Genomic DNA, 12,865 nt, shown 5'->3' with positions numbered 1-12,865 from the left:
TCTAGAGTTTGTTGGTTTTTCCTTGAACACCCTTGAGCAATCATTATGAGTGGAGCGAAGTTCCGACAGATGTATATCTGGCGTTGCGCGTCAGTCACTAGGAGAGATTAACATCGCAGAAGCAGAAAAATCCGGTTTGAGCCTTGAAGCATGGCTCATGGTAGGATTGATTGTTTCTGTTCTCCTCTCCACGGTTGTTATCGCCTTGGTTTCCGCTGGTAAGACCACCGTTTTTTCCCCATATCAGAACGATGATGAATTTTCGGACCAACAACTCACGCTGATGAGGGCCAACTTGACCGAATTCAACATCGCAAATACCATGTCCACTCCCATGCTTGTCAACGACTGGCAAGAGCCTCACCGAACGCTCCTCGTTATCGCAGCACCGGAGAAGCCTTTTGACGCAGCTGAGTCTGCTGCAATTTATGACTTCGTCACCGAACGCGGTGGTAAGGTCATCCTCGCCTCGAACTCAACCAACGCACAACTGGTTGCCGAAGAATTCGGAGTGAAATACTTTGACGCTCCAGTCCGAGACGATCCAACAACTGGGCGCTATTATGAGGTTACCAACGATAACGATGAACGTGTGAGCCCAGACACAAAGAAACTGTGGGCTGTTTCATCGGTAACTCGTGGTATTGATACCATGGGCGATGAGAAGGCAATTCCATGCTCACACGACAATGTCCGGGACAAAGAAGTAGAGAATTGCCGAATGCCGGTTTTGTTCCATCGCCCAACGGCCATCCAAGTATTGGATGAGCAACTTGATACAAATCGAGAAATTCATGTGCTCGCCCAAGCCTCTACCTCAGCCCAAATTGATCTGGGTAAGGGCGAAAACAATCCGACCCTCGGAGAAGGTGAAACTGGACTCATCATTCGTATTGACTATCCCGGTCAAGAGGTTCTTGACCAACAACCAAACAATGACTACGGCGAGGTGAGTGTGACAGGAAGCATCGTCTTTGTATCGGACCATTCCGTTCTCGCAAACCACCTTTGGGATGAAGACCGCGCTGCTGCAACCGGAAAGCAACAATGCGATTCGCAACTTTACCAGCAATTCGGTCACATGTGCTGGGAAACAGATTCAGCAGGATTGAATTCGGGTCTGGGCGATACCTCATGGAGCGGCAATTCCATGTTCTTCACGGCACTGATTAACGATATGATGGAGTTCGATAACGAACAAATTTCAACCCAAGTTACTCGTTATCCTGCCCAGTTCAACATCGTCTTTGATGAGAGCCGCCACGTTTCCAGCACTCTTTCCATGCCGTTCACGGAAGCCATTGGGGCGATTGTCTTGCTCACGAGCGATGGCGTTCTCAAGTGGCTCATTATCCTCAACCTTTTCGCACTCCTGGCGATCGCCATCATGGTCGTCCCGGAGAAAGAGAACTGGCGTCACGTCTTTGACTTGACTCGATTCAGGGAGCGGCCAACAAAGTTGGACCCTTCACAATACCACCGACGAACCAGGGATGCTTTGCTCTCCAAGGTTCGTCAATTCAACGACCTGACGCGCGACGAATTCGCCCGCAAGTCTCCCGCCGAAGTAATGCAAATGGTGCGGGAACCCCGCTTGGTTGAACTTGTAAGTTCAAACCGCTCATACTCCAACGAAGAATTGAGGGAATTGATCCCTCACATCCGACGTTGGGGTAATTGAAACAAGGAGGAATAGACATGCAACCCCCAGCCCCCCCAGCAGCCCCGCCCGCGCCAGCACCTGCAGCGCCTGTAGCACCTGCGGCCCCAGCAGCACCAATGCCAATGGCACCTGCTGCACCAGCCGCACCTGTTGCACCTGCAGCACCGGCCGCTCCGGCCCAGCCGAAGCACCAGAGTACACCAGAAGTCCGAGAACGCCTCAAGGCCGTCGGTGCAATCGCAACAGCGATTTCAGCCGAAGTCCAAAAGGTCATTATCGGTAAGGCCCACGTTATCGACAACGTATTGGTCAACATTCTGTCAAACGGAAACCTTCTCTTCGAAGATTATCCAGGTTTGGCTAAGACGTTGATGACCAACACGTTCGCCGATGCGCTCGGTTGCGACTTTAAGCGTGTTCAATTCACGCCGGATTTGCTTCCTGCCGACATCACTGGTACCAACATTTACGACGCCAAGAAGGGCGAGTTTACGTTCAAGCCAGGTCCACTGTTCTGCAATCTCCTCCTCGCTGACGAGATTAACCGTGCACCTCCAAAGACTCAAGCTGCTTTGCTTGAGGCTATGCAAGAGAAGCAAGTTACCATCGGTACAGTGACTCACAAGTTGCCAGCACCGTTCATTGTTATGGCTACTCAAAACCCTGTTGAACAAGAAGGTACATACCCCCTTCCTGAAGCACAACTTGACCGTTTCATGTTCAAGATGTCCGTTGGATATCCTGACCGAGCAGACGAAGACGAAATCCTCGCCCGACGTATCAGCCGTGGAAAGGACGCCGTTGATGTTGACGTCATTACCGACCCTCAACGAGTTATCGCTATGCAACAAGCTTGTGAAGACGTTTACGTCGATCCTGCTCTGCGCATGTACATGGTTGAAATCGTGTCCCGAACCCGTGAAGACCCTCGTGTCCTCGTAGGCGCATCGCCTCGTGGTTCCCAAGCATTGTTGAAGACCTCCCGTGCTGCTGCAGCACTTCGAGGTCGTGATTTCGTCACACCCGACGATGTTAAGGCGATTTCAGAACTTGCACTTGCCCACCGTATTATCCTCAAGCCTGAACACCAAATCAAGGGCTTGGAATCCGGTGAAGTGATTCAAGCTATTCTACGAGAAGTCCCCGTTCCAACGGTCTGATTTCTGAACGAAATCATTGAGGTGAATTGAAGATGTGGAGTCGTAAGTCAGCCATGCTCGGCAGCCTAGCTGTCGCTATGTATTTGCTTGGCCTTACGCTTCGTAACTCTCAACTTGTTACCGTCGCTGTTGTCATCTTTGTCTTCCTAACATGGGCTGCACTCGTGGGGAATCATGCAGATGTCGCATCCAGCGGCCGAAGAGCCGAAGAATGGTCGGGTGAAGAGGGAGTTGCTCTTGGTAGCGTTGTTGCCATGAGGAAACTTTCCAGTGCCCGGATGTTTGAGGACGGCGAATTGAGCGTAACATTGCGTATGCAAAATACATCTTCACTGCCTAAGATTTTGGAAGTACGAGACCGTGTCCCTGAAGTCATGAGAATCAAAGAAGGCGCCAATTACATTTTGATGGAACTTGGCCCTCGCCGTGAAACATACATCGAATATACGGTAGAGTGTCCTTTGCGAGGATTCTACAGTCTCGGTCCGGTCACGGTCCGTATCCAGGACGCTTTCGGATTGTTCCATAAGGAAAAGGAGTTGCATGTCTACAACGACTTCCTTGTGTTCCCTAAGATGGAAGACCTGAAAGAAACATTCGTCAAGTCTCGTGTACCCAAGATTTTCACCGGTGCTGTCAACATTCGTCAACCGGGCCCGGGTTCGGAGTTCTACTCCCTCCGCGAGTACTTTGAGGGAGATTCGTTCCGTGCGATCAACTGGTCTGCTTATGCCCGCTCGGGTAAACTCATGGTCAATGAGCGTGAGCGAGACGCCGTTTCCGACATTATCATCATCGTTGACTCAAGAGCAGTTTCAGAAACAGGACCCGTATCAAGAAATGCATTGGTTTACTCTACACGAGCCGCTGCGTCACTTGCAAAATACTTCCTAGGACGTCGTGACTCCGTTGGGGTTATTGTTTACGGTGATGAAGTCGTCAGCGTTGACCGAGATACCGGCAAGAAGCAATTGTACGTCATTCTCACCAAACTTGCAGGTGCAGTTGCCCGTGGTAACATTCCACTCCAGGTTGTTGTCAACCGTATTCTACCGCACATCAACAAGGGTAGCCCGATCATCTTCCTTTCCAATCTTGAAGATGACCCAACCATTGTCAATGCACTGCGTGATTTCCGTGCACGAGACTTTGATGTCACCGTTCTTTCGCCATCATCGCTTGAGTTTGAATTCGATGCTCGACGGATTGACCGAACCGGTTACGAAGTCATGAAGACCGAGCGCGACGTCCTGATTGGGGAGTTGCGAGGTCTTGGCGTGAACATCATGGATTGGGAGCCTGATATGCTGCTCTCAACCGCTCTTGCTGGGGCACGAGGATTCTGAGGAGGGAAATGAATGGCAATGAAATCCGGTGATACTGCACATCTCTACGATGGAAAGACGGTTCGCTCGTCAGCTCCTTCACGAAAGAAACTCGCAGGCAATGCATCTGCGACTGGAGAGATTCCAAAAGATGCAATCCCAACCGTTGAGATTCCATCGTTTATCGAAAGCCTACTTGGAGGGCCGTTGGTCCCCAAGATGAAGTTCCTACCTCCAGACAAGATGGTCCAAAACCTACAATTTGCTGTTTACGGTGTATTGGTGGCATTGGCGCTCTTGACGTTCATGATTTCACCGCCTGAAGGCACCATCTGGTACATCATTACCGGCAGCCTGGGTGTAGCCAACTTGTTCCAGTTATCGGTTATCGTTGGCGCAACCGTTTCAGGTTTTATGGGCACATACAAGCGTGATGCACGTTTTTCTCTCGCCAGCAACGTTCTCTTTATTCTTGCAATTCTCCGTTTTGCCTCCTCGAAAACATCTTTGTCGAACGATCTCTTCGGCTTCCAGGACAATCCCGGGGCGCTTGCAATCCTGGTCGTAGTTTACTCTGTCCTCCTTATCATGTACTTTGAGTTGAGCAACGGTGTCATTCGTTATTCAATGCTCGATACGAGTATTCGCACCAACGAAGTGTACGTGATGAACCCAAAGAAAATCGTATCAAAGTACCACCGTTCTTTGATCATGAATCCAATTATTGCAACCTTGCTCGCTTGGTTTGTTCTCTCTGCTAACATGATTCTACCCGCAATCGTACGTATCTTCTCATCGGATACGGCATTACGAATGGAAGAATCGGTTGAACTCACATCTGTTTACGGCGTTGCCCTTGGAACACTCTTCGTGTTCATTGTAGTTGGTGGTCTCTTTGGTCTGAATCTTCCAACTCACCTTCAACGCTACCGTGAAAGCAAGGCAGAGTAATCAATTGTCGTTACGCTCACCGATTGACAATTGAGTGATCAATTCCTCAAGCAAATTGGAGATGTCACTGCGTTGCGTGAGCAGATGAGTAGAATGTTGGCTTGAATTCAGCTGCTCGCTCACCCATCCATTGTCGAGAGAGGGAATGGTCAATTTGTGGTTCCCGGTATTCCCAATTAACGAAATCATTGCTGCATAGTAGTTGAATGAAACTTCGTCAAATCGTTGATTGAGCAACCCAATGCTCCGATTGACTTCGTGTTGCGGGATGATGAACCTCCATTGAGCGTTATTTGACTCGAATGAACAGATCCGAATGTTGGCTGCATGGAATTCCTGTAACACATCGCTAAGCGCTGAAGTTGACCGATGCATGTATTTGGTTTCGACAACAATGCAGGCCACCTTTGGTATACATGCGACTCCTTTAGGAGCACTCAATTCATGAATGTCAGGTCCAATGACGGTTTTCATTCCAGTCTTCTCGTAACTGTAGAGGTGACGAATTTCTATTGGAATTCCAAGTGTATAAACGGGTTCAACTGTGGCTGGATGAATGATTGGGGCGTCAATGTGTGAGAATTCTATGGCTTCTGCGTATCCCAAGTAAGGAATTGGGGAGGAATGAACACCCCAACGAGGGTTGACAGGGTAGATTCCGAGGACGTCCTTCCATAACACAACACGTTGCGCATCGAGCAACGCAGCCAGGGCTGTAGCCGTGTGGTCGCTACCACCCCGGCCAAGCAAGGCGATGTTGCCATCCTTCCCTTGGCCAAACCACCCAGTGACCACGGGTGTACCATGGAGTGCCGAGCGTTGAAGAAGTTCTGTTGATTGTTTCATGTCCACGGTTTGGGCTGTTGTTGTCCCATCCAAACAAAGACCAATGTCTTCCGCTCCTACTGGGTGTGCATCGATTCCGTGCTCGCTTAAGGCAAAGGCGACAACAAGTGCAGAGAGTCGTTCCCCAGCAGCAAGCAGTCGATTGTAAGCACCGGAATCATCACGGTCCGTGGCGAGAATTTCGAGCGCATCCTCAATCCCCTTGAGAACCAATTGAAAGGTATCGTGTAAGGGGGAGTTGATGAGGTTCGGTGCAAAACGCAAGTGTTGACTCGCTAGATCGTTGACCAAGCGTCCAGCATACCGTGGTTCTTTTGCTGCTCGCATCAGTCGGTCGGTTGTCCCCCATAGAGCAGAGACAACGATAATACAGGGGTTCGTTGAGTTCAGCATGACTTCAGCGATTCGATTAATATCGCTTGCATCGCGGAGACATGAGCCTCCGAACTTGTGAATCTCTGGGGGTTCAAACATTCAAAAACCCTCCTCGAATCATCAAATCTGAGACTACCAATATTGCCATGGCTTCCACAACAGCAACGGCGCGAGGGGCAAGCACTGGGTCGTGGCGGCCCTTTACGGTCAAGGATTCCTGCTGATTTGTTTTCATATTGAGCGTCATTTGACTTTGGGGGATGCTTGACGGAGGTTTGAAGGCCACACTGACTTGGACTGGAGAGCCTGTCGACAGACCGGCCAACGCTCCATCCGGCCGTTCCCCTTCCATGACGGGTGCGTCTGATGTTCCACCCCACGCACTGTTATGCTCACTTCCGGTCATGGTTTGAACGCCAAATCCATGACCAAATTCAACTCCGCGTGCAGCTGGAATTGATAACATCGCTCGGGCAAGCGCCGGTTCAAGTCCATCAAACCATGGCTCGCCGACACCCAATGGGAGCCCGTCCACTACCAAATCAACGCGTGATCCGATGGAATCCCTTTGTTTCCGATATGAACTGATGAGTTCTGTCATGGCTTGTGCGGCAACGGGGTCGTAGCAACGCATGTGTTGGCTGGCTTCACTTTCCAACGTGGGGGGACACTCATCAAGATGGCGTGCTTCAACGCTTCCTATGGCTCCAACATGTGCGCGGAAAGCAACTCCTTTTTCGGCCATCCAAGGGCGAAGCAGAGCCGCTATCGCAACAAGAGGGGCGGTCATCCGTGCGCTTGAGGTCCCTCCGCCTCGTAGGTCAGCCTTTCCTTCAGTTTTCAGCATCATGACCATGTCTTGGTGACCTGGTCGAGGATGGTCGGGGAGGAATCCATAGTCCTTTGAACGAACATCGCTGTTTTTGATTCTACACTCAACGGTTTCTCCGGTACTGATTCCGTTCTCCAGCCCCGATAACCACATGACCTCATCCGTTTCTTTGCGTTGACTGCTGTATGGGCCACCAGGTTTGCGCATGTTCATGGCGGTTTTGAGGGCATCCTCATCAAGAACAATCCCCTTTGGTAAGCCATGGAGCACTGCACCTACATGAGGGCCGTGACTTGACCCATAAAGGGTCAACCGCAACTGTTCACCAAGAGACATTTGCATGATGGGTCAATGTTCCCAGCCGTGGGGCCTTCAAGAAGGTGTTCACTCTTCAGGCCCATCGTTTTGAGAGGATAAAAACGCGGTCTCGATGATTTCAGCATCCTTGTAGCGGATGCCGTACCATGATTTTATTCGTTCAATTGTTGGTTTTTGTTGGCTTGGGACGACGATGACAAGTGCAGGCCCTGAACCGGTCACTCCAGCAGCCCGGGCGCTGTTGACAAAGGAATCATTGGTCATTTTACGGCCTTCAGTATCGCCAAGAACAGCAACCATTCCACGCCCATTCCAAGTTAATGCGACCAACTCTTGGTTGTTTTGGAGTGCTGAGAGGGCCTGTTGAAATGCAGCTGTATGGGGGACGAAGTCTTCGAAAGTTGGACGGTGTTTTCTTGCACCTCTCAAGACGAGGATAATGGTCCAATCAGATGGATTTGGACCACTTCCTTCCAACAATATTCCGGATTGAACCTCAGCCTGGGGGTCGATGAGTTTCCAGCCTTTTGTGGCGCATGCCCAAGCGTCGTCAAGCGAGCCGGTCATCGAAACACCTGCGGCGATCTGAGCATGGCCGGAGAGTTCGACAGCCAATTCATCGCTGACCTCTATTTCGGTTGCCTCTCCCAGAGCACGGAAAGCTGCAACGCAAAGTGCTGAAGATGACTTCAATCCTTGCTGTGGTGGGATCTTTGAATTGACTCCCCAATGCAATTGTTCACTCGTGAAGCCTTTGGGAAGTGCAAGGCCCGCATCCATCCAAACTTGGAGTATTGAGGCGAAGAGATTGTCATGGTCGTGAACATCACGCTTGCTTTTTTTATCCAGCAAGCGAACGGTCATCGGGAGGTCCAAAGCGATACTTGCTCCGTAACCAAGAGCGGCAGCATGGAGAAGACTACAAGCACCATGTGCCGTTCCCTTCCCCAAAACTCCCATTTTTTATCTCTCCTCGACACTGCTCTCTATTGCGGTGCCAACGTGACGCCCCTTTCTCCCAAGCCAACCGATGACGATGGTATGTCGTGGTAACTCAGTTACAGAGTGGCGAGTTTTGTTTTGGCCGACCAAGCGAACAGTTTCTGCTTGTTGCATAAATACATGGCCTTCATTAGGCTTTTGCATGTTATGATTCATCCGATGGAAGTTAATTTTCAGCATCGGCCGTTGTTCAATTTTGATTCGGCCCAATGTTGCCGACCGACTTCCACCGGTTTCGCTTAGAATCAAAACCTCGTCTCCACTGCTCAATTCGCTCATGTATTTCGTATTCCCGTCAGCCATCAATATGTACGAATGTGGCGCTCCAGCATTGACTCGGAAAGGACGGGTTGGGACAAATGAAGAAGGGATTGTTTCGCTGTGAATCAGGAGCATTTGAGATGAACTTGAACCAACAAGGACGCCCTCTCCAACATGAAGTAATGATGTGAAATCAAGGCAATAGCGGTCACCAATACCCCCATCTTCAACACTCTGTATGGAAAAGAATTCCAATTCCATAGGTTCTGGCTTCCTTCGTTCGTGGTGAACGGCATTGGATTCCACTTCAAGTCGTTGTGATTTCGTGACCAGGGCGGCTTCAATCAGTTCCTGTGAGTTTGCGACCAGTAAAGCGTCTACGCCTTGTTCTAGCGCAAAGCCGGCTCCTTGAGCCTGCTGCGGTGTTGTAATTATTGCTGCGATTTTGGTCGCCGAGCCTTGGCGTGCAGCAATGAGGTTCTCAAGTGGAATCATCGACCACGTTTCGCATTCAATGAGCAACCAGTCAGCACTTCCAATGGCCGCCTTCGATCGGTTTTGTGATGTTTCATCGGCAACAACAAAGTATCCGCCCAGGACAGAGGACGGGCCATGTATCAAGGCTCCATCAACTGAAAATTCGTTATCTTTCGTGGGTTTTTCAACCCACAATCGGTCGATTCCTTCCGCTATGACGGGAAGTTCACCGTTGCGCACATCAACCCAGATTTCCATGAACTCATCTCACAAGCCGTTTGAACTCAATGCATGCTCAACATCAGCATTTTCATGCACGATCATCATGAGTGCTCGCGCTAAGTCTTCTCGTTGTGGATGTGCGAACACTTGACGTCCCATGCAAACCCCTGATGCACCAGCATCCATGGCTTCATGGACCATGGTGATAATCGCCCGAGCATTACCGGTTGAGGGCCCTCCTGCGACGAGAACCGGAATTGGTGCTGCGGAAGAAACCACAGAAAAGCTTTCTTGATCACCGGTCCAAACCGATTTTGCAGCATCGCACCCCATCTCAAAAGCGAGTCTTACACCATGTGCTTGTCCGCCCGTCGGGTCGTTTTCCATCACATTAAGATGCTCTCCACGAGCATAGATCATTCCAAAAGATGGCAACTGTTCATGATGCGCCTGACGATTGAGTTCTCCCATTCGTTCAATCATAGCCGCTTCGTGGTGGCTACCTAAATTGACTTGGCTTGAAACGGCCAGGCCACCTCTGCCGATGGTTTCGTCGGCGTGGCCAACGATGACTTTGTTATCGCTATCTGGGCCACCGTGGCGTGTTGATACTGAATAGTGCACAACCATTGAAGTCATCGTTCCTTCGCACAGGTGAGCGTATTTGCTCACCACTCCTTTTTGGGCTACAATGGCATTGACGCCTGCTTTTACCAGTGAGATGATGGTGGCCTCGAGGTCTTGTAAGCCCTCTGTTGGATAATCGGAGGCGCCGTGGTCGATTGGAATCCAAACACCTCGGCCACCAGGCAGGAGGGCGTCAAGTCGCGTTGCCTTGTCCATGGTGTGTCGAAGCGCCCCTCATCATCAAAGGTTTGTATGTGGGAGTTCATTCAACCTGGTCGCTAAACCACTGCAAAATGGCTTGTTCGGCACCTTGCAGATGTTCTTGGTAGGTCGAGCGGGCGATGTCCATGTACTCAGCTAATCCCTGAATGGTGACCAGTTTTGGCTCTTTGTAATAGCCGTGTTTTGAAGCAAGTGCGAAACAATCGTTTTGTCTCGGGGTGAGAATGGCTGTAATTTCATCAGTGTTGCTCCGCACGTTATGAACTCGCACTTCATCTGGCTCCAACACTACCTTGCACAACTTGACAAATGTTGAAATCGATTCCGGGAGGCCGCGAATGTTAACGGTGATTGCACCATCATCAAATTCGTATGGAGGTAGAATGTGAATGTTCTCGGTGTTGGATGCAAGGCAAACCAAAGGATGCCTGTTCCAAATCACGACAGCGTCGCTTTCCCGTTCGTTCAATTTTTGCTCTACAGAAATAAAACCAAGGCCGTCAAGGTCTTTGACGGTCTTTCCTTCTTGATATATGGGGAGTACTATTTGTTTGACACCCGAAGGTTCAACGGCCAAATGGCCCATAACTTTCAGATTTGACACAATTTCGCCAAGTTCTCTAAATTCAGTTGTAGCAAGAGTCGTTTTAGACCAACTTAACGATACCTCTCGCATATCATAACGGTAGGGTCTTGCCTTCTTATGTCTTCATGCAATATTTCTGGCAAATTATACTCATTCTTGAACATCGTATGTTTCAAGTGGTGACTGCACATGGAGTAAGGTATGCAGCCGACCGATTACCTCCTTACATTTGCGTTGGGCGGGGCTTTTGTGATGGGCCTCTTCTTCATTGTAATGCGAAGGGAAGCGCAGGTCAATGTCCAAAGCGGCATGAGTGCAGAAGGACTTATGAAGCAACATTCGGGCATGGGATTTGGTAAAGCCAAGAAAAATTTAGACCGCAAGTTGGCCGCAGTACAAGATATTCTGCGCCGTCAAAATCATTCGGACCTCGGTTCGGCAGAAGAGCGGTTTGCAAAACGTCGTGAAGAGGAGCTAATCGCAGAAGAAGAAGCTCGTCGCCGTCGCGAACTCGAAGATGCAAAGCGCGAAGATGATGAGGAAGACGAACGCCAGCGTCGTGAATTAGAAATGGAGCAAAAAGCAGCACAAAGGGCCGCAGAAGAAGATCGCCTTGCAGCTGAGCGCGAATCAGCACGGCAACTGGAACTTGCTAGCGCAGAATCTGACCGCTTGGAAGAGATAGAAGCTGCCCGTGAACAAGAGGCGCTGGAATCCCGTGAAGCAGCACAGCGAGCCATGTCTGAATTGCAAGCACGTTTGGAACGTGAGGGTGCTCAATCATCCGATGTTCAAGTTTCGTTAATGTGGAACAATTACAACGATTTGGATCTGCACGTCGTTTGTCCTTCTGGTGAGCGTATCCACGGTGGAAACAAGAATTCGGACTGTGGCGGTGAACTGGATGTGGATGCTAACGTCCGTGCAGAAACTCGCAAACCCGTTGAGAACGTGTTCTGGCAAGAAGGGAGCGCTCCTGCAGGCAAGTACCAAGTCTATGTCCACTATTACAAGAAGCACAACAAGCGCCGTAGCAAGGACCCAACGAAATTCCAACTCATTGTCAATGCGGGCAGCGACCTTATGGAATTCAATGGAGACTTGTCAATGGGCGACCCGATCATGCTTGTAGCTGAATTTGTGCTCCCTTCTCTCGAAGAACGTGCAGAACGTCGAAGGGAACTTGAACAAGAACTTCTTGCTGCAGGTGGAGAAATTCCAACTGAAATTTCCGAACAAGAAGAGGAGCGACAAGCTGAAATCGCTGCTGCTGAATCTCAACGCTTAGAAGAAATTGAAGCGGCGAAAGAGCAAGAAATGTTGGAATCCCGTGAAGCAGCACAGCGAGCCATGTCTGAATTGCAAGCACGTTTGGAACGTGAGGGTGCTCAATCATCCGATGTTCAAGTTTCGTTAATGTGGAACAATTACAACGATTTGGATCTGCACGTCGTTTGTCCTTCTGGTGAGCGTATCCACGGTGGAAACAAGAATTCGGACTGTGGCGGTGAACTGGATGTGGATGCTAACGTCCGTGCAGAAACTCGCAAACCCGTTGAGAACGTGTTCTGGCAAGAAGGGAGCGCTCCTGCAGGCAAGTACCAAGTCTATGTCCACTATTACAAGAAGCACAACAAGCGCCGTAGCAAGGACCCAACGAAATTCCAACTCATTGTCAATGCGGGCAACGACTTGCTTGAGTTCAGCGGAGAACTTTCTACCGGCGACCCAATCATGATGGTTACTGAATTTGTCCTTCCATCTCCCGAAGAGCGAGAAGAACGCCGCCGTGATCTTGAGAAGCAAATACAGGATGCAAAAGGAGGCTCAACTGCCGACAAGGCCCCTCACGACGAGGAGAAACTCCCTGAAGAGGCTGAAGAAAAAGGTTCGACTGCCGTTGAAGGAGAGTCCAAGGATGGTTCATCCTCCCAAGAACTACCTGGTGCTCCAGACCTTGATTTGCTCATGGGCGATGATGATTCTGAGGATTAATCC

At 50.1% G+C, this 12,865-nt stretch carries 11 protein-coding genes; 5 read left to right on the top strand and 6 right to left on the bottom strand.

Going from position 1 to position 12,865, the window contains the following annotated elements:
• Positions 1-49: 49 nt before the first annotated feature.
• From AAA857_RS01690 to AAA857_RS01675, 4 genes are read left to right on the top strand one after another with little or no spacing between them, the layout of a single operon-like run.
• Positions 50-1,681 carry a hypothetical protein gene (locus AAA857_RS01690; protein ID WP_338172427.1) on the top strand — a complete coding sequence of 544 codons (1,632 nt, stop codon included), beginning with the start codon at positions 50-52 and terminating at the stop codon, positions 1,679-1,681.
• Between the two features lie 17 nt (positions 1,682-1,698).
• Complete coding sequence (locus tag AAA857_RS01685; RefSeq protein ID WP_338172425.1) at positions 1,699-2,823, top strand: MoxR family ATPase; 1,125 nt, start codon at positions 1,699-1,701, stop codon at positions 2,821-2,823.
• Positions 2,824-2,855: 32 nt separating this feature from the next.
• Positions 2,856-4,169, top strand: a complete 1,314-nt coding sequence (locus tag AAA857_RS01680) for a DUF58 domain-containing protein (protein ID WP_338172423.1) — start codon at positions 2,856-2,858, stop codon at positions 4,167-4,169.
• Positions 4,170-4,181: 12 nt separating this feature from the next.
• Positions 4,182-5,099, top strand: coding sequence for a hypothetical protein (locus AAA857_RS01675; RefSeq protein ID WP_338172422.1), 918 nt, complete (start codon positions 4,182-4,184; stop codon positions 5,097-5,099).
• Here the strand turns inward: AAA857_RS01675 and AAA857_RS01670 are convergent, their stop codons facing one another.
• Genes AAA857_RS01670 through AAA857_RS01645 form a run of 6 tightly spaced genes read right to left on the bottom strand, consistent with a single transcriptional unit; the run spans position 5,100 to position 10,957 of the window.
• A complete protein-coding gene (locus AAA857_RS01670) occupies positions 5,100-6,419 on the bottom strand; it encodes a hypothetical protein (protein WP_338172419.1) in 1,320 nt (439 codons plus the stop codon). It lies immediately after the preceding gene.
• A complete protein-coding gene (aroC, locus tag AAA857_RS01665; RefSeq protein WP_338172417.1) occupies positions 6,412-7,494 on the bottom strand; it encodes a chorismate synthase in 1,083 nt (360 codons plus the stop codon). Before aroC ends, AAA857_RS01670 begins: the two co-directional genes overlap by 8 nt.
• A 42-nt stretch (positions 7,495-7,536) precedes the next feature.
• Positions 7,537-8,430, bottom strand: a complete 894-nt coding sequence (locus tag AAA857_RS01660; protein ID WP_338172415.1) for a hypothetical protein — start codon at positions 8,428-8,430, stop codon at positions 7,537-7,539.
• A 3-nt stretch (positions 8,431-8,433) separates the two neighbouring features.
• Positions 8,434-9,468, bottom strand: a complete 1,035-nt coding sequence (locus tag AAA857_RS01655) for a 3-dehydroquinate synthase II (protein ID WP_338172413.1) — start codon at positions 9,466-9,468, stop codon at positions 8,434-8,436.
• A gap of 9 nt (positions 9,469-9,477) precedes the next feature.
• Complete coding sequence (locus AAA857_RS01650) at positions 9,478-10,275, bottom strand: hypothetical protein (protein ID WP_338172411.1); 798 nt, start codon at positions 10,273-10,275, stop codon at positions 9,478-9,480.
• A gap of 46 nt (positions 10,276-10,321) precedes the next feature.
• Positions 10,322-10,957 (bottom strand): helix-turn-helix domain-containing protein, encoded by a 636-nt coding sequence (locus AAA857_RS01645; RefSeq protein ID WP_338172409.1) that lies wholly within the window; start codon positions 10,955-10,957, stop codon positions 10,322-10,324.
• 111 nt (positions 10,958-11,068) lie between these two features.
• Between AAA857_RS01645 and AAA857_RS01640 the strand changes: the two genes are divergently transcribed.
• Positions 11,069-12,862, top strand: a complete 1,794-nt coding sequence (locus tag AAA857_RS01640) for a hypothetical protein (RefSeq protein WP_338172407.1) — start codon at positions 11,069-11,071, stop codon at positions 12,860-12,862.
• Positions 12,863-12,865: the final 3 nt, after the last annotated feature.

This window comes from Candidatus Poseidonia alphae (assembly GCF_943787815.1).
GTDB lineage: Archaea > Thermoplasmatota > Poseidoniia > Poseidoniales > Poseidoniaceae > Poseidonia > Poseidonia alphae.
This window is presented reverse-complemented; position numbering and strand designations above follow the sequence as displayed.